This window comes from Mesorhizobium sangaii (genome assembly GCF_014207355.1).
Taxonomy (GTDB): domain Bacteria; phylum Pseudomonadota; class Alphaproteobacteria; order Rhizobiales; family Rhizobiaceae; genus Mesorhizobium; species Mesorhizobium sangaii.
The window spans coordinates 413,640-434,924 of sequence record NZ_JACHEF010000004.1 but is presented as its reverse complement, the minus strand read 5'-3'; the positions used below and the strand labels follow the sequence as shown (position 1 = coordinate 434,924).

Sequence of the window (21,285 nt, the reverse complement as noted above, 5' to 3'; positions counted from 1 at the left end):
CAAATGAAGCAATGGGATGTGTTCATTTCACATGCCTCGGAAGATAAAGAGGCGTTCGTTGAACCGCTAGTAATCGCCTTAAGAAGCGTGGGGCTTCAAGTTTGGTACGACAAATTCACCTTGAAGTTGGGCGACTCTCTTTCGCAAAGCATCGATCTAGGCTTGGTGCAAAGCGAATATGGCATCGTCGTCATCAGCCCCGCGTTCCTGTCGAAGCCTTGGCCGGCGTATGAGCTTGCCGGGCTGGTCACACGGGAGATCGGGGCACGCAAGGTCATTCTCCCTATCTGGCATCATGTGACCCGTGATGACGTTTTGAACCGCAGTCCCACGCTGGCAGACAAGCTCGCCGTTAACACCGCACATTCCTCCCCAAAAGATATCGCGATGCAGATTCTTCAGGTAGTTCGGCCGGACCTTTATGCAGGTACAGATCGCGCGGCTTTGATCGCACGAATGGACGGGACGGCACTTCGCAATATAGAGGCGGAGCTTGAGAACATGCGCGACGAACTGCGGGAATTCCTGTGTCCCGACTGTGGCGCCCCTTTAACTGAAAGCATGGAGGTGCCGGTAACGGATGATGATTCCGACAATCTACGAAGCTTTGAATGCGGACGACGTCAGATAGGGAGCGATATAACTGACCCGTGCCCCTCAAGTCCTTCGTTCCCAAAGTTCGATGCCATACCCATTCAAACGTACCGCAACGCCAACCTCTGGTCGGCCCTCGTCGCCCCAGGTGCGGTGCCACGCTTCTGGTTGAATCCGAGCGCTGGGCGAACGGAAGAAGAGGCGATCGCATCGCTTAAGGAACAATATGACCGGCGCGCCAAGAAATACGACAAGGACCGTTGGCGGCGCGAGCAAGCCATGATTGATGGCTACGAGAGCCAGAGGGATCAAGAGGATTAGCCCATGCCGCCTGCCATGGGTGGCAAGCGGCATGAAGCTTCGTCATTCGCCAAACGGGGCGGTGACCAAGATTGTAACGAGCGCTGTCAGCGCAGTCCCGAGGACATAAAAGAGTCCAGGGTTCGAAGGCGGATAGCGGATCATCCAATAGCAAATTACCACGACCAACGTGGCCGAGGCGGCAGTATGGAGAGGCATAAATAGCTCCGATCTGGGTTGGAGCAGGTTCGGGCTGCGACGCGCGAGTGCCTGCCCCAACCCATTGCAAGGGTTGAAACTGGCCTCGGCGGCGTCCTCATTGACCGTTTTTACGCGGCTCGCACTGCCTAGGTTTATTCACCAGAATATGGCCGGCTATCGATGCGATGTGCGGGCATTCCTGGCAAATATCTCGCAAATGGGCAACTTAACGAGCTGTTTCGGGAGACGAGGAAACCCGGCTCACGTTACCCTTGCGTGAAATCGTAGCATGGACCTAGGAACAGGTTACTGCACTGTCAAGGCGATTACGGAAGGCCGGGCAGATAGGCCTTCGAACCGCCGATCCAGTCTGCAGATCAGCAACAGCACGCCGACGGCCGCAGCCACGGTCAACGACACGAAGCTGCAAAGGATGACGGCGTCGTTCATTTCGCACCCACGCGCTTGACTGCCCGCCGATCGCCCGCCTTCGGCTTCCAGCCTGACCAATAGTGCAGCCGGTGCTTGCCTTGTCCCGAGCTGTTGGGAATCTCGATAAAAGTGGTTTGCATACAAACATTTCGACAGCGGCGTGTCGGGATGTCGAAAATCACACTGGCGAAGGCGCACGCGGTGGACGGTCACCGTGGATGGGAGCAGTCATTACGCCCAAGAGGTTGGCGCGACGTCTGGTCAACTTGCACCGGCGCCGTAGCAGTTAGACAGCGGAAATCTGGGAGACGTAGTCCGGGGTTCTGGTCATTTCCCATCCACTCGACGGGCAAGCCGAACGCCCGGTCCCCCTCCATTCTGTGAAATGAATTCGATCCCTGCGGCCTCTAATGCCTTGGCCAACGCTTCAAGCGTTGTTTGTCTAGGTATCGTTTGAGAACTCTCAATTCTGGCAAGCGTACGAACTGTCAAACCGGATGCGTTTGCCAAGTCGTCTCTTGTCCAATCGATCAATGCTCGTGCTGCGCGAACCTGCTGAGGCAGTATGTCCCTTTTCATGACATTCAACTTGCTAAAAGTCACAAAAAGTGACATTAATGATGACTGCACACGGCCGCACAGGTGCTCGTCACACCGGCACGACCTGACCACGCCTAAGCTTCTGGGAGCTCGGATCATGGCTGATTCCGACAATAGCACGACTTTGCCTTTCGTCACCCGCAGGAAGGTGCTTGCGGGAACAGCAACCGCAATGGCGGCGACGCAGGCTACATCGTTTGCTCGCATCGACTTGGAGGGTGCCATTGATCCTGCGGTGGCGGTGTGGAAACAATGGCAGGCGGCTTGGGAAGAGGCTGAACGGCTTTGCAATCAGCAGCAGCGGCTGGAGAGGGTACTTATCGAGACCGTTGGCTTCCCTTGCACAACAGTTACCTTGTCCGATGGAGAGAGCGTGACAGTTCACTCCGTTGAAGCCCTCCAGGAATTGCTCGGTGTTCGTCCGGCCAACACAGTGGCCCGCACCCAGGCTGAAGCTGAAATCGTAGCCAATCAGGCGCGCTGGGATGCCGCCGCTAGGGAGATTGGTTATTCGACAGCCTTTCTTGTTGAGCGCGAAGCTGGCGAGCGGGCGAAGGAATTACTCGAAGCCTTATCCCACGTTCCTGCAACGTCGCTCGCCGGTATAGCCGCCAAGCTAAATGCAGCGCTTAGGGAAGGGGAGTATTCGCTACATGACAGTGAGCCCCCGTGGCCACAGATCCGCTCGGCCTTAGACGATATAACTCGGATTAGAGAGCAGAAAATCTCGAGCTGAACTTCGGCAATAAGGTACCGAAATCGCGATCATTCGTCGGTTTGGTGATCTTCGCGGGGCTTACCGAGACAAACTCTCTACACATGGAGCGACTGATGCAGTTCCGAAAAGCATTTGCGGAGCCAGGGCGCCGCAGCGTCTTCAACGCACCGGTAAACGATGGAATCGAGAGTGGCCCGCACCCTGCTGATCAATATGTGGGCAGGCAGATCGCCGCGGTTCGCGTGCAGTCGGACGTATCGCAGGCCCAGCTTGCCCGATCTATAGGCATCAGTTTTCAGCAGCTTCAAAAATATGAGAACGCTAGAAACCGCGTGAGCGCTTCCATGCTCTACGAGATCGCTAGTTCACTAGGTGTTCCGGTCGGCCGCTTCTTCGAAGGCCTGCCGGGCAATGAGACCGATCGTGGTCCTCCTCCGCTGCCGGTCGACGAACGCATCAATTTTATTGCCAGCGCGGAAGGTCGACGTCTGATTGAAAGGCTTGTGCATCTCCATCCGCGAGTGCGAGGTCGGGTGTCGTCTTTAATCGCAGCATTAGGAGAGGAACTGGCAGTCATCGACCGAAAGCAGGAGAGCGCAAGGTCCAGCGAGCTCCTGCCGGTCGAATGCAGGCCGGCTTGACCGGCAGTTATGGCAAAGCTCAACGAGTTCCCTTCGACGGCTGGAATGGCGAAGTTCGTGCTGTCGCTTCGATCCGCACCGCCAAGGAGGGGATGGTCGAGCGAGTGTTTCCCGAAGAGACCTCGACAACGGCTACATCGCCGCAGGCACGGAGAAAGTGGCCCTGTCGTTGCCTATGGCGATGATGGGAGCGTTGCATGAAAAAAGCTTCCGAACGCATCCCAAGTTCCTGCCATAGGCTTGCCAGCAGCACGGCTGCAGCCCGTGCGATCTAGATTCGCCAGTTCGGCGACTATCCGATTTCCGCGCCGAAGGGTCCCAAGTGCACGATCGAAGGGGTGTGCCCCTTTTATCGCCGGTCGTGTTAGTGATGCTCGGCTTCGTGAAGTCGGCACGACACAGACGCGATGGTGGATTGCTGCGCGAAACCGCCCCAGCGGTAACGCCGGAGGAGCTTCGCACAGCCATGCTTAAGTTTGTCGAAGCACTCGCCATCGCCGATGCCAGAGGCGATCATCTCAAATCCGTCGGCGCTTCGGCTGGCCGAAATGCTGCCATGGATGCAGATCGCTGCAAGAAGAAGGCTTCCGACACATGAGGCGGGCCGCTGTCTACGCACGCTTTTCGACCGAGCTGCAGAACGAAAAATCCACTGAAGACCAGATTGCGCTGTGCCGTGCTTACGCAGCGCGCAACGGTCTGGCTGTCGTTGCGGTCTACGAGGACAAGGCGCGCTCCGGCTCATCTATATTGGGTCGCGACGCGCTGATGCGCCTGATGGAAGCTGCGGGCCAGAACGCGTTCGACATCGTCGTCGTCGAGGCGCTCGATCGCCTATCGCGCGACATGGCGGATCTCGCAGGTCTTCACAAACGTCTCTCTTTTCTCGACATTGAAATCCAGGCTGTTCATGACGGTATCGCCGATGCGGTGCTCATTGGTATTCGTGGACTTGTCGGTCAGATGCAGAGGGAGGATGGCGCAAAGAAAGTCCGTCGGGGTATGGCTGGAGTCGTCCGTGATGGACGTCATGCCGGAGGCCGGGCCTATGGCTATCGACCGGTCTTGGGCCATCCTGGCGAACTCGAGATCGTCCAAGAGGAGGCAGACGTTATCCGGCGTATTTTTGCCGCTTATTCGGCCGGTCGCGCTCCACGTGACCTAGCCGGTGACCTCAACCGGGATGGGATAGCGCCACCGCGGGGGATACGGTGGAACGGTTCCACCATCAACGGAAATGCACAGCGCGGCGTAGGTCTGCTCTTCAACGAGCTCTATGTCGGTCGGATCGTCTGGAACAAGGTCCGAATGGTGAAGAACCCCGATACTGGCAAGCGTGTCTCCAGGCCAAATCCAAAGGACCAATGGCAGACGAAAGAAGTTGCGCATTTGCGCATCATCGAAGACGAAACTTGGCACAAGGCGCAGGCTCGCAAAGCAGTGAGGGTGAACGCAACCTCTCATGTCAAGCGTCGGCCAGCTCACCTGTTGTCCGGTCTGCTCCGCTGCGGCGTTTGCGGTTCAGGTCTGTCGGTTCACGATCGTGATAAGACAGGCAAGACGCGTATTCGGTGCTCGGCAGTTCGAGAAAGCGGGAGCTGCTCCAATCGGCGCATCATCTATCTGCCCGAGATCGAAAAGGCGGTCCTTGATGGCATGCGCGACCAACTAAAAGCCCCCGACCTCATCGAGGCATACATCCGCAGATACAACCAAGAGCGCCGAGAATTGTCCGCACAGGCGAATGCGATGCGCACAGCGCTGCAAGGCAAGCGCGATCGGATAGAAGGCGAACGGCAGCGCACGATCGATCTTGTGATCAGGAGCGTCATTGCTGAAGAGGATGCCAAGCAGCGTATTGCAGAACTCAAGACGCAGCTTTCCGAGGTAGAGGCACAGCTCTCCGGTCTCGATGAGCCGCCGTCACCCGTAGCTCTCCACCCTGCGACCTTGCAGCGTTACATCGAAACCGTCGACGGCCTTTCAAAGGCGTTGGCCGACCACGCAACTGCTGCTGACGACCGTGGCCCGCTGATCCAAAACCTTCGAGGACTTGTTCATAGTGTCACCGTGCACCCCAAGCGGGCACGTGAGGGCTTCGAAATAGAGGTCAAGGGCAAGCTTGCCGCCCTTATAGGCGGGGCCGCATTTCCCAATGCACGGTATACTGAAAAGCCCACCGGACTAGGCAGCCGCTTCAACGCTGCCGTTACGTACGATAGTGGGTTGGAAGTGGTAGCGGGAGACCGTTCTCTCCGTTTTCAACACTGCCACCGATCCTCTTTGAACTCAGGGTCCCTGCATAGCGTCAGCGGCTTGACGGCAAACCTGTTCAAGGTGTTCAGCTGACCAACTTGACCATCGGTTATATGCCGGGGGGGCAAGGCTTGGGATCACGAAGACAGTTGTGCCATCTGCCATCACCTTTACAGGATCGCCGGGTTTCTCGGGAGGTTTCGGCAAGGTGCACCCTAGAACCCGCCCTAGCTCCTTGGCCGTGTCACTTCCATGGGCGATAATGACGCGAGGTTTGATGAGGCGAAACAAGGTCTCGAATATCTCCCGACCTTGGTTCGCACCACCAGCATTCAATGGCTTTTTGAGATCGGCGCTCATTGGGGTCGAGTAGCAAATCACGTTGGTTTCGAGGACGTCTGTCACCCCATTTCTGCCCAACATGGCCACAAGATCATCAGTGTGACGGCGCGTGGGTGATGGTTTGTCGGTAAGACGATCATAGAGCTGTCGGCAAGTCTCAGACCCACGATTGAATAGTGCGTCCAAATAGCGGGCATGCGACCCAACCGCGCCGATGTCAAAACCGTTGCGCTGGTTCTTGCCCACGGTGAACAATCTTGCAGAGGCTGGGGACGTTAGAGATGTCATCCAAGGCCGAGGATATTGACCGTTTATAGGTTGCGTCAGCGTTCTGACCGCCGCCTCTAACTGGTCCGATTTCTGGATCAAACTCAACGAGTGGTTCATTGTGGGGACATGGGGACAGTTCGAGTTTGGCGGTTTATAGGCGTCCACAAAAATATAGCGTATTCAGCGAGTTGACCTTTAGATCACCGTCCGCACTCTCTAGTCAACCTTAGTGTCTTTTGCGTGAGAATGGAGGCCGGGGGCCGTGAGAGACATCTGAAATGGCCAGAAGACAGCGACTGTGTCCCCGGAGCCTATTCCGCGCTCTTCGCGTCTGCCGCCAACAGGGTCCGGTTGAGTTCCTCAAGCGCGGCACGGATACCCGATGCGTTGTCGAGCAGTTCCCAGACAGTCAGGAACGTGCCGTCGGTCTTCTTGGCGTAGGCGGTCTTCGGCGTCTCGCGGAAAACGGTGGCGGGAACCGCGTTCACGACCTTCTGCACGAAGCCACGGGTGAGGTCTTTGATCCCGTAGGTGTAGCCCATATCGACGGTGCCGTTGGCGTTGATGACGAAGACGAGCACTCGAAATTCGCCAACTGTCATGCGGACGATGATTGTCTTCTTGACCTCCCAGCGGACCTGAAGGTCCTCACAGCCAGCCAGGAAGGCTACGAGGCGGTCCGATGTTCCGGGCACTCTCGCATCGAGGGCCGCGAATATCTCGTCCTCAGACAGCGTCGTGGGCTTTTCTGACCGTGTAGTGGGGGCAGGTGGAACAATCGACACACGACCGTCGTCTATCTGCACAATGCCACGTACGATGTTGGTAGTTCGCAACGGGATTGAAGGCACGACGATGCGCTGATCAGTCCCCGGCAGATCGTGGATGGAGAGCTGGACCAGCACCAGCGCGAAGTGCAGCCCTGCATGTTGCTGTAGAAACTCGGTCAGCCCTTCCACGTTCTCGGTGATGCCATCGCCAAGGATCACCAGCAGGCATCGACCACGCCGCAGGTTTCTGCTCACGGCGTCGATGAAGCGTGGTTCGTCCAGCGCGCTCTCTGTTTCTTCGTCGCCTGAGTTAGCATGAGCGTAGAGGCTGAAACTCGGTTCGTTTCGAGCCTTTCGTATAGCCGTTTGCAGGTCCTCGTATGTCAGCAACTGTAGGTCCTTGGCATAGTCGATAATCTGGGCAATGACCTCGCGTCGGGCCTCGACGTTTCGCCATAGCTTGCATTCGACCGCGACGAGATCGCCGCGCGGTGTCACCAGCAGATTGTCCAGATACCCAGACGCGAGTGGGAGTTCCATGCAGACCGCCGCCAGCGGTGTGAACACGGGTTCGACTTCGGCCACAGGAAGCACCGTAGGACAGTGATGGACAAGCTCCTGCACGAAGCGTTCGTCATAGCCGCTCGCTTCGCGTGAACGCATCTCTCGGCGAGGCAATGGCATTGCAGTCGCGGGGGAAGTTGTAACTAGCAAGGGGGTCGCTGTGCGGCGCATAATGTTTCCCAAAAAGACTATGCAGGTTCTAAATTGTAGGTCGAGCAACAGTGGCGGCATAGAAAATCAAAACAGCCGAGACTTTGATAGTGGCTTTCACCGTGCCTGCGTGTCTGCGCCTAAAACCCGCTCGGAAATAAGTAAATAATGCTCGCATGCTCGGCTCTAGTCTGCCATGCCTGATGGTGGGAAACAGGTTGTGGTCCTCCCTTGAAACAGGGAGTTCGGAACATGTCTTTTCCTCTTTTCGATGCGGGTAGCTCGACGTTCCAGGCGCTCGCATCCGACCACAAAGCTCCATCCGTCGAACCTCTCAGCGTGTCGCTGTGGCTCGCGATGAGCGCACTGCAAAAAGGCATCCGCCGGGGTGACATTGATCTAGCCACCCGTGCTGCCGCGACCCTACTGAAAGCCGATCCGGCGAAGCTGTGGCGTCGTCTCTCGGGGATAGTGTTCGAGGACATCGGCCTCGCCAATCTTGATGCTGTTAAGCTGGTCATGGCTACCACGGCTGGCAAGAACTTCCGTCGTGACTTTGGCGGGGAGCACAGAGTGGCCAGTCTGGTTGTATCCCGCATGTGCGAGGCCAAAAAATGTCGGGCCGTTGACGATCTGCTGATAGCCATTTCCCATCATCACGAGGTTGAAGCTCTCCGGCGCGACATTGCGCACGAAACTCTCACGGAGCATCTTTCCCGCGTCGAAGGGAGTGGTGCCCTTCTTGGGGCTTCCCTGGCCGCGCTACACGCGTCCGGCACACGATGGAATGGACAGGTCGCGGGAGCCGCCACCAATCCCAAGGCACTGTTCGCCGCGATGCGCTCCGCTGGCATCGACCACGACATTGTTGTGCTGGGCGAGCAGGGTTGGAAACGGACGCGGGAGGCATTGCCTATTCTGCTGCCACTCGTCAGTCGCGCCCGTCCTGGCGGGGTACTTCCCGTCGCCGATGATGAGTTTCCGCCGGTCATAATTGCCAGGAACGGAGTGCCTACTTATTGCCTCGACGGGTTCAGCCACGAGGGTAAGGCGGCGCTCGCACGGTTTCTCCGCCGTGACAGGGCGAGCACCCGCTGGCTGCGTAAGCATGTCCGCGCCGAGCGCCGTGTGGCGATTTTGCATGGCGCGATCTTCCGCGTTGAAGGCGGACTGGTTCGGCAGCGTGTCCAATGGCCATGCGCCGCCACGCTGAGACGGTTAGCCGACAGCGGGTATCACGGCTTGAACTTGGCCGACCCCGCTGGGTTTCTCGACATGGTTCGCGCCGACCTCCCCACGCTGGACGAGGTTCGCTATGATGTTCGCTGAGCGCCACACCGACACCGAAAACCTCCCGTGCGTCCCGGCGAGCCACGACATGTTGCCAGCGGCGCTGCCTGACGATGTGCAGCGCCTCGTCACCGCCTCGCTGGCCGATGCGAGCAAGAGGGCCTACCGGCTGGACGTTGCGCATTTCGAGGCTACCGGCAGGCAGCTCCCCGCGACCCCGGAAACGGTCGCGGCGTATCTGGCCGAGGGCGCACAGACGTATGTTGTGGCGACGCTTCAGCGGCGGCTGGCTTCGATCAGCAAAGCCCATCGTGCGATCAGTGCGGACGACCCGACCAAGAGCGAATTGGTGCGCGCGACATTGCGCGGTGTGCGCCGGACCCTCGGGGTCAAGCAACGGCAGGCACAAGCCCTTCTCCGCGATGATCTATTCGCCATCCTCGACCGGCTCGGAGACCGTAAGAAGGATGTTAGGGACCGCGCCGTGCTGTTGTTGGGTTGGGCCTGTGCTTTGCGTCGTTCCGAATTGGTTGCGTTGGATGTGGAAGACATCGTGTTCACGGGCCAAGGCGCTCTGGTCACGATCAAGCGCAGCAAGACCGATCAAGAGGGGGCAGGACGTGAAATTGCTATGCCCTACGGACGTACGCGCCATTGTCCTATCGCCGCCCTGAAACGCTGGCTGAAGGTCGCGGGGATCGAGACCGGCGCGATCTTCCTTGGCATGGACAAGCACGGCCACACTCTTCCCGAGCGCATATCCGGGGAGGCCGTGAGCGATGTGGTTAAGCTTCGTGTCGGTGCAGCCGGCTACGATCCTGCCATCTTCTCCGCTCACTCCCTACGCAGCGGCTTTGCGACCTCCGCAGCGATGGCAGGCGCGACAAGCTATAAGATCAGGCAGGTGACGGGGCACCGCAGCGAGGCCGGTCTTGCGCCCTACCTGCGTACCGTCGATTTGTTCGAGGACAGCGCAGCGGCTCGACTGATTTAAAGGAATTACCCCTTAATTGGCCCGACGCGTTTAAGGATTTCACTGACGATGCGCGCCAGCTCTTTCGGGCTGGCTGTCGGCTCCGAAAGTGCGGCAAGCTCTTGATCAGTGGGCCGAATAGCATTTGCACCCTTTGCGACAAGTGTTGAGCCAAGAAGCCCTGCTGAAATTTGAGCAGCCGCGCCTCCGGTGGCTCCGACGGGGAGCAAGAAGCATCCCGCGTTTTCGGCAAGCTTAGCTTCTTCCAGAACACCATCTGCTACGCCGCCCGGCTTTTGACCTCCTACAAAGACCACGACACCGGATAGGCGAGAAAGTTCCTGTCTCAAACTGGTCCACTGGTCCTTGTCGGCCTTTCCCTTGCCGAACGGTTGAGGAAACGGCCTCGCGATCAGCCGTCTCTCAACATCCCAAGTTCCCGCTTCTCTCATCTGATCTAGAAAACCTGCGATTGATGCCGGTCCCACAAGAAAACCGGACCCGCTGACCAGCGTCCGCCCTAGCTTCGCGATTTCACGCCCGATCCTGCTCGCAGTCTCGTATGAGCGCGCTGCCTCTGTGCCAGCGTCATCTAGCGGCCAGCTTCCGCTGACCCATACTCGGTGGGCGGCCACCTCACGTTCAATTTCTTGGAGCAAATCTGGCACTTCGTCATAGCTGTCGATTTCGACCGCCACTAATCCGTATCGCCTCAGGTCCTTGGCCCAAAGCTTGTGTTGCGCGAGCCGTGCGGCGTGTTCCGCCTCGGTATCGAAGTCTTCTCTTTGTGGCGGCCTCACAATCGCGAAATGCTCGGGTGGGGCTTCTGTGAAGCTCTCCCGCATTAACGACAGCACGTGACGGATGTTAGGGTCTGTTAGGCTCAAACCAACGAAAAGCATCGACATGCTCGTCAGGTGAGCCTGTAGAAGCGGCAGGAACGCGCCACGACGCTTTCGGAAGAGTTCGTAGTCGTCTGTCGAAATAACTACATCGTCCAGACGGTCAATCGAGCCGTGCATCTTGTAGAGGCGTGTTGCGCCCGGCGTAATCCTGAGTGCTAAGTCACTGGCAGCAGAAACGACGTCCAGGGGACGCCGGATTGATGCGAATGCTCGCTCGATAAGCCTATCGTAATTTGTTGTCCAAATATGCCGCGTGGGTAGACGCGCAATAGTTTCCAAAACTGATGGGACCGGATGGTCAACGCCAATTTGCTCCTTAATCACGGAACGAACCCGTGTTGCGCCGCCGCTCTCTTGGATACTCCATTGAGCAAGCGCCGAAAGATCATGCACGTCTGTAGAACGCACCCCCAGCTCATCCCCAATTTCACGCAACAGTGTTGCCCAAGAGGGGTAGCCTGCACCCATAGAGACGCCTGCGCCGATGAAGACACAGCCCGCATCGTCGATGAGTGCAGAGGGAAACTCTCTTAGGAGCCTCCTCTTGGCGCTGGCGGCCATCCTCTATCGGCCAGCAGCGCGAGCTGCCTGCTCGATCCAAGCGCCAAGACTTGCGTGATCTCGATAGTCGTAAACAAGCGCCCCCGCACTCGCCAGAAGTGGCGGTACCGTGCCGCGCACATCGGTCAGTCCGTGGCGGTCCTTCAAGCCGTGGATGTGAACGCCTAGTATGCCGTTGCGTCGTGCAAGGGACTGCCTGATTTCATAGTTGATGAACTTGCGGCCTGCGGTTGCGCCGCCGATGCAGATGACGGTGACGCTGGTGTTCTCCAGTGCATTGTCGATCATTCGCTGGATAACGGCGTCCCCCTTCTTTTTTGCTTCCTCCCAGAGCGACGCGTCGTGGAAGCCAGCAGCGGCGCTGCCAACTACTTCGCCGATGTTTCGTATTTGATTTACACGCCAAACGTCGCGTTGGTAGTGAAAACTAAAAAAGACCCGTCTCGCCATTTTCTACCCCTGTCTTGCGAACGTATAATTTTGCTTGCAATCATTGTCTTGTACAACCCTGCCGGTTCGTCTTCCCCAAGGTTTTCAACCGGGATAACTTCAATTATCGAGAGCCATAATCGGGTGTCGGAAAGCGCCTAAGTGGCGGATTTTGGAAGCCTTTTGCGAAGCTGTGATTGATCTCGTGGTCAGTAGCTGGGCGGCGGGTCAGAATTTGTCCTTGGCCCGGCAGCTACAGCCCCCGATTTGTCAATAGTTTGAAACGGCGACATGGTCAGTCGCAATGCTACGACCTTCCTGCTTTGAGGGCGACAAGTCCACTTGACTGCCTCTCACGTGGAGCGCTCATATTAGGGTAAGCTTGTGGACGTAGCGGAAAGCCGGGGGATTGTCATGTCAAGGAGGTTGCCTATCAGCGACGCAACTTGGAAGCAGCTTACGGAATGCAATCGCGTGGCAGTTAAGCAAGGCTGGGCATCGCCCGGAGTGTTTGCGACCGGCGTCGGCCCTGAATATGATCCCACAAGCAACTTGGCATTGCTGTACGTCGGAAAGAGCGCGGGGCCGCTAGGCACGCTCGTAGGTTCAAACGCCAATCAGACTACGAGCGGTGCCGCGTCTACGAAGTGGATGGTCGAAAAGAGAAATAAGTCATCCTTCTGGCAAATGGTCGATCTCATCGATCCGTCTCGCCGTCGCATCGCTTGGACAAACATTTGCAAGATGGACGAGGTAGGCGGTTCAAGGCCGCCGCCAGCGTATCGATGGCCCGCTATTGCAGAGCCTCACTTGCAGGCGTTGAAAGAGGAGATTTCATCACTCGCCCCCCGCGTCATCCTCTTCGCAACTTCCGGGTATTGCGGGGCAACGATTGCTTCATTGCTGGAAGACCTTGGTTACAAAGGTCGGGCGCTTAGGTTTCGCGACGGCCACACTAGGCTAACTGCCACGTCCGAAGGGGCGGTCGCCATCGAGACGCGCCATCCTCAGGGCTGGGCCACGTCCGAGCGAAACCGCGTAGTCGATTTGGCAAGAAAACTCCTGCTTCGATCATGAGCAAGCGACAATCATCTATGTTGGAGCCAGGATGGCGTCGGCGAGCGTGAATGCTGCAAGGCGCTGACCACCAAGCTGGAAGCGCGGTCCGCACGTGCTCGACCGAAGTGATGGAATAAGGGCGGCGGTAAGCCGGTGGAGAGGGCGATGGCGGCAAAGCTGCTTGATTGGAGCACGGACGTCAGAGATGCGATTGCAAGGCTCGGCAAACCTGGCCTTGTGTTCCCCTTCTCGAAGGCAGCTCCACTCGTTGACTACCTAGCGTCGAGGATGGTCGTGCCACGTTCTGAACTGCTCGACCGAGCTATGCAAATCAATGGATCGGACGCCGAGAACTTTCTCGCCTCCACTCTTGCTAACGTGACCATGGCCATTCATCACAAGGGTGCAGTGCCCGATCCAGGCGGATGGTATTTTCACGATGCCGACTTGGATATGTACGTATTGGATCGTGGGTTCTCGGCTGCTTGGCGATCCGCCCGGTCGTGATGGTCCAATTCAGCAAAACGGCAAGAGCCATCCCCTATTAGCCAGCCGAAGGGAGGGCTTCTGAGAGCCGGTGGCATTCAAACCGCTCTGTATCATTTGCCTGTGCAGGGTCGGGGTGCAAGACAAGATAGTCGATCCTGAGATGTCGGCTCAGTTCACGTTGAATATCGCAGAATTGGACCCACCTAGAAGCGCGGGGACCGACCGCCCACTTAGCCCAAAACTGCAGTGGGGCGACTATGAAATTGCGGGTGGTAGCAAGGGCGTGTGTGCATCGTCCGGTCGCCATCGCCTCAGCGCTGATGGTTTCAAGGTTGTCGCGAACAACAGCTGCGTAGGCAAGCAATTCCAGAAGTGCAATGACCGGGTTCTCATTGCTGCGCCCAACCTTCAACTCGACCAGCCCGAAGTCCCCGTCGCAAATTCCGACGAGATCGATCTTTCCAATTCCTGCATCGGAACGTACCGCCTTAAGGGGGAATTGATAGTCAATGAGCTGTAGCAGCTTCCCGTCAGGAAGGCGCATGGTCCCTTGCTTGTAGAGCCGTCTCGCCAGCCACTCTTCCTCACGGTTGGACGCACCCTGAGTTCGGCCCTTACCGGCGTGGGAAACGAAATATGGCTGCTGGCGGAAAGGCCCGCGTTGAACATCGTAGGCATTCTTGAGCTGTGCCGCGCTCAGGCTTGCAGCCATGTCACTCGATAGACGCGCCAGGCGAAGGTAATCTAGCAACGTCGAAGGGATTTCTTCCGCATCGGTCATAGGGCGTTCGCCGTGGATAATTTCTGCGACGATAACATGACATCCCGGTGCTGACCTCCGATACACCTTTCATATCGGAGCCTAGAAAACACCTTACGAACGTTCCGCTGTGACGGACTTGTACGATCTAAGTGCCTCCAACTCGCACCTCCATCAATGTGGTAGCTGGGCTCCCTTTGACAGTCATTGGGCGGTGGCGATAACTGGGCATTCGTGGGGAATTGCCCGATACCGGCCTTCAAATTCAAGATATTGGACACTTCGCCCCGTCCAGTATTTGCACGAGAGCACCGGCCAATTTTCTGTCGCCGGAATTTCAAGGGTAGGTTGGCCGGTTGGGCTGGTGAAGAACTGAGCATTTCCGCCCTGCCAGCGGTTCTGACCGATCAGTATCCACCTGCCGCCCAATACCAAGAATAGCTCAAAGCCTATAAATAGAGCGACACACCAGCTTACGGCAGCTTTGATAGGGCGCTCTCTATTCCAGAGCCTCATTTGATTGTCCCCCCGAGTTGCAACCAAATTCGGAACAATTCCTGTTACGATCCTATCCGTTCCGAAATTCGTGAGCCTGTTCTAGCAGGGATCGCAGCAAATCGTGATGCTTCTTCACATCGCCCTTGTTCAGCCGTAGCCGAAAAGTACCCGCGTCGCCGGGATCAAATCCCATGGCGTCGATACCTGTTTCCTCGATCTGCTTCTCGACCTCGCTGGACGGGGGAAGTCTTATCCCGAGCTGGAGATTGCCTCTCTTCCTGGGCTTCATATAGATGAAGTTGTTGGCCCGGTCGTTCGCAGCAAGACCAATGTAGAACTTGTTGTATTTCAGCTGCAAATCAGGCTGGAACTCGTGAACGATCTTCAAAATTTCGTCCGCCATGGCGACGGTCTCCTTCGATCCGCGCTCGTTCTCCCAATAAGCGCGGTCGGCAGGAACTGCTGCGGCGTCTTCGTCCTCGTCTATCAAGCCGCGCTTCAGCTCGTTGAGCACTGTGGTGAACACCAGCAAGATGTCGTCCCCGATCCTGACTGCCTGCATCTTGATCGCTATCAGGGGGACTGTGCCATTGAAGAGCGCAAGCACGCTCAAAAATCGGGACGTTATGTCTTCGGCAACAATGACGGCGCAATGCTCATATTGTGGATACCGTCTCCTCTCGATATCCCAATACTCAATGGTGCGGATGATGTGGGTTTCGTCAGTGGCGCCAAGCTGCAACTCAAGCTCGTAACGCCTAAGGGTATCAGGGTCCTGCAGGAGCAAGTCCAACCTTCCCGCCCCCGGTTGCCTGCGTTCTTGGTCTCGGAGGACAAGGTTCCCTAAACCAAGAATAGATGGATCGTCTGCAATCCTTGCCTGCACCCATTTCTCCCCAAAATCTGGATGGGCTCTCAGCAAGATGTTCTCACCTTTGACATATTTGAGCATGTGCCCCCCAACTCTTTGGCGTCTGCAAGGGCAGTTCTACCAAGGAACTTGAGGTAACATCTAGTGCCCTACGCTTAGGTCCACTTCACTGCGATAGGCTTCTTGTGCAGGCGTTCACCGTCTGCGCGGTCAGGCGGTCCGGTGATTGGCGGATTTTGAGGCGTGTCGCGATGCTTTCATAGGCACCGTGGTGAGTAGCTGGAACCAGTGGTCAGAATTTGTCTTTCGCGCGACGTTGGGCAGCTACAGCCCCCGAAATGCTAGCCTAGGCAGTCTGCTCGCCAAGGCAGCTCTGGTGTGAAATCAATTTCACAGATCGCCTTAGGCGGTTGGTTCGCTTGCAGGCGGCAACGGGCCACGCACAAGTCTTTCGACTAGGCGCTTGAGTTCGGAAGGTGTCGTGTGACCGCCGACGATCTCATGATAACTGATCCCAGCCCGTCGAAGGGCTTCCTTTTTGACGGCATCACGTGCCGCAGCCGTTCCTTGGTGATGCGCATAGCCTTGGTATTCGAGCACATGGCGCGGCCGACAGTTTTCATCGACCAGCAGCAAGTCCACTCGCTTCGAGTTGATGCAGCTGTAGGCATCCGCGTCCGGACTGCGGAGAATTTCGCCCAGCGACACTTGGGCCATCACCTGCCATCCCGGATTGCAGTTGATCACCATACGATCAAGCTCCTTGAAGACACGGACCTCGCTCTTGTTGAGGAGCGGCTGAATGGTGAATTGTGCTGCCATCACAATCCGCAGCTGATCTGCGGGATCAGTTATTTTCGGCGGCGCTGGAACAGGCTTAGGGACGGACCACAGGCCGCCAAGGATGTCGTCGCTCCCACCTCGACGGTTATCTATCGCCCACCGCCAACGGTTTTTGGCCTTCCATGCCTGCCTTCGCTTCATTGATAAAAAACGCTCGAAGGCCATGCCCAAGAAAACACCTGCCAACAGAATGCCAAAAAGTGGAGAGATTTGCTGCAGTTGCTCACTAACTTCGGGAGACATGCAAGTAAGAACCCCATTGGCGCCAGATCGAGACTATAGCAGTAATGAGGTGAGCGATAGGCGATGGCCCGCGCGGCTCCGCTTGCGCTGGGCCACAGGCAAACAGGAGTTTCTTGAAATGCTAAACCCTCTGGATGGCGCTTCAACCAGCATCGGAACGGCTGCGCCGAGACGATATACGACCAAGCAAATGGGGGACGCTTGTGAAATGATTGTTGCCGCAGAACTCACCTTAGCTGGCATCCCCGCCTTAAAAGTTCCCGACAATTGGCCCGGCTACGATGTGATCGCGCAACCCTTTGATCGGCCAGCGCAACGTGTCTCGGTGAAGTCGCGGACATTTAAGCGCGGTGCTGGCGCGTATGTCGGCTACAACGACTATGACCAGTTCGACTGGCTCGCGATTGTTCTGCTGCCCGCCGAGCAAGTCACAACACGCGCAATCTATCTCATTCCCCGACCCATAGCCGAGGGGTTGGCGAGACGTGACAAGGCCACCAGTAAGACGGCTGCGGAACGCTATTTTCGTGTCGATCAAGTCCCTGAACTGTTTTCAGAATGGAAGGCCAATTTCGAATTGGCGACGACAGTCCGCAAAGATTGCTCGCCTGCGAGCCTCCTCGAAGTTGGAGGCTTTGAATGACAGCGCAATGGCTCGTAGTCTCTGGTCGGCGCCGTCTCTGGCCTGCGCAGATAAGGCGCACCCCTTGCTTCAGACCCGTGTCGAAAGGGCTGATTGCTTTAGCGCGGCGCATAGTGCTGCCTGCCGTCCGATAGCGGCTCGCTGGTGCGGCGTGAAGCACAGTTCGTTGAGTAGCGCGTCCACCAATTCCTTCGGTTCTAGCAAAGGGTCGAAGACCCTTTTGCTCCCCCAAGCGAACATGTCACCCGGCACAATGGCTTGAACGGCAAGTTCCAATCGAGAGAGATCGCTCCACAAATTGGTTGGCACGACTACGTAGGATGCGCGGCAATAGCGGCGCACGAATTCTGTTCGAAGTCGCTTTGCCTCAACTGCATCGGAGCTCTGGTCCCGTTTACTTCGCCACATTCGCCCCGTGTTGTAGGCGTGGGAAAACTTGTGACTTCGCCCTTCCGACCCGGTCACATGGCGGCTGAAAATGCGTCCGTGGAAGCCGTTCTTGTCGCCTTTAGTGATGCCAATGTAGCGTATATCCCCGAAGTGGTCGCGTAACGCGTAGATGCCATGTTCGCGGGGCAGTGCATCAAGTCGGCTCGGGTTTTGCTCGATCAACTCGTTCAGGACCTCGCTAGCATTTAACATGGTCCGCTACCGCTAGCTCTGTAGCAGCCAAGCGTGGGCTTCTGCCTTACTGTAGAATGCCGCGTCATCTGGCGTTTGTTTCCTGACGCCCTGCACGTGCAAAAACTCTTTGCCACGGTAGAGAGTTACCCATTGGCCATCCGGTTGTTGGATTTCTGACTGCCAAAGTTCGCGGTCACCGTTTGAGTTGATCAATTTTCGATTTCTTTCGCGCATCGGGTTCCCTTGATGTGGTCTATGGCGATGTGGGGATGGTTCTATTCAATCGTCAATTAGGCCGACCCATAATCCACCATGATGATGCATGGGCAATGGCCCCGGTCGTCCTGCAACCGCTGAGGCGGCTGACCGCAAATCATACTGACCGGAGTTGAGGGCGCGCTGCCGTCGCCATCTCGTTTACCAGCGCCCTGACTTGTTTAACCGAAAGCCAAGGCTGGCGGCGATGGATCATCCGATGACAATTTGCGCAGACTAATGCGAGATCGCTCAAGGCTGTTTTATCGCCCTCACGTAGAGTATGCAGCGGACGGACGTGATGTACCTCGATGAAGCCATCACCATGGGGGCCATATCGGTCTCCAAAGGAAAGGTCGCATGCTTCGCAACGAAGCTCGTTCGTCTCATCGAGCGCTTTTTGCTTTCGTGCTTCTACCAGCTTTCTGTTGCGCTCTCTTCGTTGGTGCAGGACAGTTAGCAGGCGGCCTTCTTCGGCTTCCGCCATGTAACCTAGTTCCGTTTGGGCTTCACTTAGGGTTCCCGCTACGATGGCAGCCCGAATAGCGGACGCGACGGCGTGCAGTCGCCCGGAAGATTGCGAAAACTCATTCCAGACCAGCTCTTCCTGTCGCCCACCATGGCTCAGGCCGGAATTGCCTACGGCAGCGAATGCAGGATCAAAGCGGCGAAAGTTCATGACCTTCATATAGACGCCATTCGGGTTGCGGAATTGGCCGTCGCCCGAAACACCGAGGATCGCGGCCAGCTTGTTTAGCTCTTCCGACAGCTTGGCGATCTTGCTGCTGGTCTTGCCCGGTGGAGAGGCAGGGTTCTCCATATAGAAATCGAGCGCCAGGATCAGCTCATCACGGGACCAAGTCGGATTGCGCGGCTTTGCTTCTGTGGAGCGCACGACAAAGCCGAGATTGCCCAGCACGTGCGCAACAGTGTTTTCACCACCTGAGAAATCGATTGAGCGCAGTGGCATAGGTTGCCCGGGAATATAGCCATGAGCCGCTCCAGCAATGGCTTTTGAGTGATATTCACGATCTCCAACGACCAGAAAGTACTTGCGGGCCTTGCCGAAGCCATACTTTTCCAAAAAGCGCTCGGGACCGATCTGGTCGTACTCGGCTATGGCCAACTCAACGGCTGAACGGGTCAGATCAGACAGGCTCATGTGCTCCCCCTAAGATTTGCCGAGCAAAACTGTATGGCAGTGACACTGGCTCGGCGCTGAGAAACGTGACCGGGTTTGCTGTCAGTTTCAAGATATGTCAGCTGGACGGTGGAGTTGGCGAACAACCGTTGGTCCGCTATTCTTCAATGGAAGAGCGGGGGGAGCGGCTGAACATCGCGTCGGATCATTGGGTCGGTGTACGCCGTCAAGTGCTCGAGCGCGACGGCTATCGATGCGTATCATGTGGTTGCGAACTCAAATCGCGCGAGGCAGATGTCCATCACCTGCTCCCGCGATCTATGGGCGGCTCAGATGAACTATCGAACCTAGTCACGCTCTGCGACGGATGTCACGCCAGCCATCATCCAAATCTTGCTGGAGGATTGGCCCGTCGCGCGTTGGAACGATGGGCTGTTGCAATTGCGCGCTGGCTTGACCGAGAGGGTGCAATCTCGGAAGCGAGCGGCAACTTTGGCCCGGCGCTTCGGCTGTTTGGCTTGCAGCGTTTTCGGAGCGGGCAGTTGCCTATCGTTTTGGCCGCGTTAGCCGGAAACTCGGTGCTGGTCGTCAGCCCGACGGGATCGGGCAAAACGCTTTGCTTCCAACTCCCAGCCGTTCTCCGGCGTGGGCTGTCGATAGTCGTTTCCCCGCTAAAGACGCTCATGTCGGAGCAAGTTTCCGATCTACTCAAAAAGAAAGTCCCCGCCACGTTCATCAACAGCGACCTCAGCGGCGAGGAGAAACAGGCACGTTTTTCGCTGTTGGCGCGCAACGCCGTAAAGCTGCTTTACATTGCGCCGGAGCGGTTCTTTGTCCGCAACCAGGATGAGCGTGAGCGACTGAAACGGAGTGTACCCACATTTCTGGTTGTGGACGAAGCGCACTGCATAGACCAGTGGGGCCGGGACTTTCGGCCAGAGTATGGGCGCTTGCGTGAGGTCCGCGAGAAGCTGGGGTCCCCGCCAGTTCTTGCATTCACGGCAACCGCAGGACGCGAGATGCAGCAGCGTATTCTGGCATCGCTAGGAATTCCCGACGCAACGGTCTTCGTCCGCGATGTTGATCGGCCAAACATCGCTTTCCTGAGATTGAGGTGTCCGCCTGACCAGCGGGGTGAGGAAATCGCAGCGCTGTTGCGGCTTCCACAACTCAGGGGCCAGAATGCAATGATCTTTGTGCCATCGGTTCGGGTCGGCGAAGAGCTACAAATTGCCCTTGCCGGGATGGGGATCGAAATCCCCCTCTATCACTCTCGACTTGGCACGGCATGGGACCGCCAAGAACTGGTAAAACGCTTCGTTGGTCAGAGCAAACCGGCGGTCGAACAGATAATTTGCACCAACGCATTCGGCATGGGCCTCGACATTCCGAACGTTCGCCTGGTCATCCATTGGCAACAGTCGGCTTCGGTAGAAGACTTGCTGCAGGAATTTGGGCGAGCTGGTCGGGATGGCAAGCCTTCAGTATCGGCGATTTTCCACGACGGTCAGAGATCGAGCCGTGATGCCAATCGACTAAAATTCATGGCTGAGAAGACAGTAGAAGGGTCCGGTCTTGATCAAGGGGACCGCGAAGCAATGCTCGAACAACGCTGTCGTCAGATCGATCAAGTTGCGGACATGCTTCGCTCTGCCTCCTGCTTCCGTCGCTCTATCACAAGCTATTTTGAGGGTGACAAAGCCATGAGAAGGCCACCCGTTTCGGAACGCATACTCGAATGGGTGTTCGCCGGGCGGGTCAAAAAGGTGCGGCTGACGGCTTGCTGCGATTGCTGCAATGCGGAAGAAATCAAGAAGCGAGGCAAATACGGCTATGTAGCCAGAATTGTCGGGGGCTAGGTCA

Annotated in this window: 19 protein-coding genes; 10 read left to right on the top strand and 9 right to left on the bottom strand. The window is 57.0% G+C overall.

The annotated features are described in order from the left end of the window. The first annotated feature begins 3 nt into the window (after positions 1 to 3). Positions 4 to 915, top strand: coding sequence for a toll/interleukin-1 receptor domain-containing protein (locus HNQ71_RS22260; RefSeq protein ID WP_210333992.1), 912 nt, complete (start codon positions 4 to 6; stop codon positions 913 to 915). A gap of 939 nt (positions 916 to 1,854) precedes the next feature. On the opposite strand, the gene HNQ71_RS22255 is transcribed toward HNQ71_RS22260, so the two are convergent. Then, positions 1,855 to 2,106 carry a helix-turn-helix domain-containing protein gene (locus tag HNQ71_RS22255; RefSeq protein WP_184874879.1) on the bottom strand — a complete coding sequence of 84 codons (252 nt, stop codon included), beginning with the start codon at positions 2,104 to 2,106 and terminating at the stop codon, positions 1,855 to 1,857. A 118-nt stretch (positions 2,107 to 2,224) separates the two neighbouring features. Here HNQ71_RS22255 and HNQ71_RS22250 point away from each other — a divergent pair, with 118 nt between their 5' ends. The 4 genes from HNQ71_RS22250 to HNQ71_RS22240 all read left to right on the top strand — a co-directional run bounded on the left by HNQ71_RS22250 (position 2,225) and on the right by HNQ71_RS22240 (position 5,835). Continuing rightward, entirely contained in the window at positions 2,225 to 2,863 is a 639-nt protein-coding gene (locus HNQ71_RS22250; RefSeq protein ID WP_184874769.1) for a hypothetical protein, read from the top strand. A 95-nt stretch (positions 2,864 to 2,958) separates the two neighbouring features. Then, positions 2,959 to 3,486, top strand: coding sequence for a helix-turn-helix domain-containing protein (locus tag HNQ71_RS22245; protein ID WP_184874768.1), 528 nt, complete (start codon positions 2,959 to 2,961; stop codon positions 3,484 to 3,486). 466 nt (positions 3,487 to 3,952) lie between these two features. Then, the gene (locus HNQ71_RS35550; RefSeq protein WP_281391397.1) at positions 3,953 to 4,084 is read left to right on the top strand and encodes a hypothetical protein; all 132 of its coding nucleotides are present in this window, start codon (positions 3,953 to 3,955) and stop codon (positions 4,082 to 4,084) included. Beyond that, a complete protein-coding gene (locus tag HNQ71_RS22240; protein ID WP_184874767.1) occupies positions 4,081 to 5,835 on the top strand; it encodes a recombinase family protein in 1,755 nt (584 codons plus the stop codon). The genes HNQ71_RS35550 and HNQ71_RS22240 overlap by 4 nt, the downstream gene beginning before the upstream one ends. An 830-nt stretch (positions 5,836 to 6,665) precedes the next feature. Here the strand turns inward: HNQ71_RS22240 and HNQ71_RS22235 are convergent. Then, complete coding sequence (locus tag HNQ71_RS22235; RefSeq protein ID WP_184874766.1) at positions 6,666 to 7,787, bottom strand: hypothetical protein; 1,122 nt, start codon at positions 7,785 to 7,787, stop codon at positions 6,666 to 6,668. A gap of 303 nt (positions 7,788 to 8,090) precedes the next feature. Here HNQ71_RS22235 and HNQ71_RS22230 point away from each other — a divergent pair, with 303 nt between their 5' ends. Continuing rightward, entirely contained in the window at positions 8,091 to 9,167 is a 1,077-nt protein-coding gene (locus tag HNQ71_RS22230) for a hypothetical protein (RefSeq protein ID WP_184874765.1), read from the top strand. Continuing rightward, positions 9,154 to 10,122, top strand: a complete 969-nt coding sequence (locus HNQ71_RS22225; protein ID WP_184874764.1) for a site-specific integrase — start codon at positions 9,154 to 9,156, stop codon at positions 10,120 to 10,122. The genes HNQ71_RS22230 and HNQ71_RS22225 overlap by 14 nt, the downstream gene beginning before the upstream one ends. A gap of 5 nt (positions 10,123 to 10,127) precedes the next feature. On the opposite strand, the gene HNQ71_RS22220 is transcribed toward HNQ71_RS22225, so the two are convergent. After that, complete coding sequence (locus HNQ71_RS22220) at positions 10,128 to 11,567, bottom strand: SIR2 family protein (RefSeq protein ID WP_184874763.1); 1,440 nt, start codon at positions 11,565 to 11,567, stop codon at positions 10,128 to 10,130. Between the two features lie 3 nt (positions 11,568 to 11,570). After that, complete coding sequence (locus HNQ71_RS22215) at positions 11,571 to 12,017, bottom strand: TIR domain-containing protein (RefSeq protein ID WP_184874762.1); 447 nt, start codon at positions 12,015 to 12,017, stop codon at positions 11,571 to 11,573. A 1,203-nt stretch (positions 12,018 to 13,220) separates the two neighbouring features. Between HNQ71_RS22215 and HNQ71_RS22210 the strand changes: the two genes are divergently transcribed. Beyond that, entirely contained in the window at positions 13,221 to 13,562 is a 342-nt protein-coding gene (locus HNQ71_RS22210; RefSeq protein ID WP_184874761.1) for a hypothetical protein, read from the top strand. 37 nt (positions 13,563 to 13,599) lie between these two features. On the opposite strand, the gene HNQ71_RS22205 is transcribed toward HNQ71_RS22210, so the two are convergent. The 3 genes from HNQ71_RS22205 to HNQ71_RS22195 all read right to left on the bottom strand — a co-directional run bounded on the left by HNQ71_RS22205 (position 13,600) and on the right by HNQ71_RS22195 (position 16,759). Further along, positions 13,600 to 14,325: a hypothetical protein gene (locus HNQ71_RS22205; RefSeq protein WP_184874760.1), complete on the bottom strand. Its 726-nt coding sequence runs from the start codon at positions 14,323 to 14,325 to the stop codon at positions 13,600 to 13,602. 547 nt (positions 14,326 to 14,872) lie between these two features. After that, positions 14,873 to 15,754 (bottom strand): hypothetical protein, encoded by an 882-nt coding sequence (locus HNQ71_RS22200; RefSeq protein WP_184874759.1) that lies wholly within the window; start codon positions 15,752 to 15,754, stop codon positions 14,873 to 14,875. 321 nt (positions 15,755 to 16,075) lie between these two features. Next, positions 16,076 to 16,759, bottom strand: a complete 684-nt coding sequence (locus HNQ71_RS22195) for a DUF2726 domain-containing protein (RefSeq protein ID WP_184874758.1) — start codon at positions 16,757 to 16,759, stop codon at positions 16,076 to 16,078. Positions 16,760 to 16,877: 118 nt separating this feature from the next. Between HNQ71_RS22195 and HNQ71_RS22190 the strand changes: the two genes are divergently transcribed. Next, positions 16,878 to 17,402, top strand: coding sequence for a PDDEXK-like family protein (locus tag HNQ71_RS22190; RefSeq protein ID WP_184874757.1), 525 nt, complete (start codon positions 16,878 to 16,880; stop codon positions 17,400 to 17,402). A gap of 69 nt (positions 17,403 to 17,471) precedes the next feature. Here the strand turns inward: HNQ71_RS22190 and HNQ71_RS22185 are convergent, their stop codons facing one another. Together HNQ71_RS22185 and HNQ71_RS22180 are read right to left on the bottom strand one after the other, a co-directional pair. Further along, positions 17,472 to 18,044, bottom strand: coding sequence for a hypothetical protein (locus HNQ71_RS22185; protein ID WP_184874756.1), 573 nt, complete (start codon positions 18,042 to 18,044; stop codon positions 17,472 to 17,474). A 355-nt stretch (positions 18,045 to 18,399) separates the two neighbouring features. Beyond that, positions 18,400 to 19,443, bottom strand: coding sequence for an HNH endonuclease (locus HNQ71_RS22180; protein WP_210333991.1), 1,044 nt, complete (start codon positions 19,441 to 19,443; stop codon positions 18,400 to 18,402). A 128-nt stretch (positions 19,444 to 19,571) separates the two neighbouring features. On the opposite strand from HNQ71_RS22180, the gene HNQ71_RS22175 reads away from it, so the two are divergent. After that, complete coding sequence (locus tag HNQ71_RS22175; protein ID WP_246461789.1) at positions 19,572 to 21,281, top strand: RecQ family ATP-dependent DNA helicase; 1,710 nt, start codon at positions 19,572 to 19,574, stop codon at positions 21,279 to 21,281. The last annotated feature ends 4 nt before the right edge of the window (positions 21,282 to 21,285 follow it).

Bases quoted from the DNA above. Each gene is read 5' to 3' on its own strand.
- HNQ71_RS22205 (WP_184874760.1), bottom strand. From the start codon at position 14,325: ATGACCGATGCGGAAGAAATCCCTTCGACGTTGCTAGATTACCTTCGC.
- HNQ71_RS22210 (WP_184874761.1), top strand. From the start codon at position 13,221: ATGGCGGCAAAGCTGCTTGATTGGAGCACGGACGTCAGAGATGCGATT.
- HNQ71_RS22245 (WP_184874768.1), top strand. From the start codon at position 2,959: ATGCAGTTCCGAAAAGCATTTGCGGAGCCAGGGCGCCGCAGCGTCTTC.
- HNQ71_RS22250 (WP_184874769.1), top strand. From the start codon at position 2,225: ATGGCTGATTCCGACAATAGCACGACTTTGCCTTTCGTCACCCGCAGG.
- HNQ71_RS22185 (WP_184874756.1), bottom strand. From the start codon at position 18,044: ATGTTAAATGCTAGCGAGGTCCTGAACGAGTTGATCGAGCAAAACCCG.
- HNQ71_RS22240 (WP_184874767.1), top strand. From the start codon at position 4,081: ATGAGGCGGGCCGCTGTCTACGCACGCTTTTCGACCGAGCTGCAGAAC.
- HNQ71_RS22230 (WP_184874765.1), top strand. From the start codon at position 8,091: ATGTCTTTTCCTCTTTTCGATGCGGGTAGCTCGACGTTCCAGGCGCTC.
- HNQ71_RS35550 (WP_281391397.1), top strand. From the start codon at position 3,953: ATGCTTAAGTTTGTCGAAGCACTCGCCATCGCCGATGCCAGAGGCGAT.
- HNQ71_RS22180 (WP_210333991.1), bottom strand. From the start codon at position 19,443: ATGAGCCTGTCTGATCTGACCCGTTCAGCCGTTGAGTTGGCCATAGCC.
- HNQ71_RS22255 (WP_184874879.1), bottom strand. From the start codon at position 2,106: ATGAAAAGGGACATACTGCCTCAGCAGGTTCGCGCAGCACGAGCATTG.
- HNQ71_RS22200 (WP_184874759.1), bottom strand. From the start codon at position 15,754: ATGCTCAAATATGTCAAAGGTGAGAACATCTTGCTGAGAGCCCATCCA.
- HNQ71_RS22235 (WP_184874766.1), bottom strand. From the start codon at position 7,787: ATGCGTTCACGCGAAGCGAGCGGCTATGACGAACGCTTCGTGCAGGAG.
- HNQ71_RS22225 (WP_184874764.1), top strand. From the start codon at position 9,154: ATGATGTTCGCTGAGCGCCACACCGACACCGAAAACCTCCCGTGCGTC.
- HNQ71_RS22190 (WP_184874757.1), top strand. From the start codon at position 16,878: ATGCTAAACCCTCTGGATGGCGCTTCAACCAGCATCGGAACGGCTGCG.
- HNQ71_RS22195 (WP_184874758.1), bottom strand. From the start codon at position 16,759: ATGTCTCCCGAAGTTAGTGAGCAACTGCAGCAAATCTCTCCACTTTTT.
- HNQ71_RS22220 (WP_184874763.1), bottom strand. From the start codon at position 11,567: ATGGCCGCCAGCGCCAAGAGGAGGCTCCTAAGAGAGTTTCCCTCTGCA.
- HNQ71_RS22215 (WP_184874762.1), bottom strand. From the start codon at position 12,017: ATGGCGAGACGGGTCTTTTTTAGTTTTCACTACCAACGCGACGTTTGG.
- HNQ71_RS22260 (WP_210333992.1), top strand. From the start codon at position 4: ATGAAGCAATGGGATGTGTTCATTTCACATGCCTCGGAAGATAAAGAG.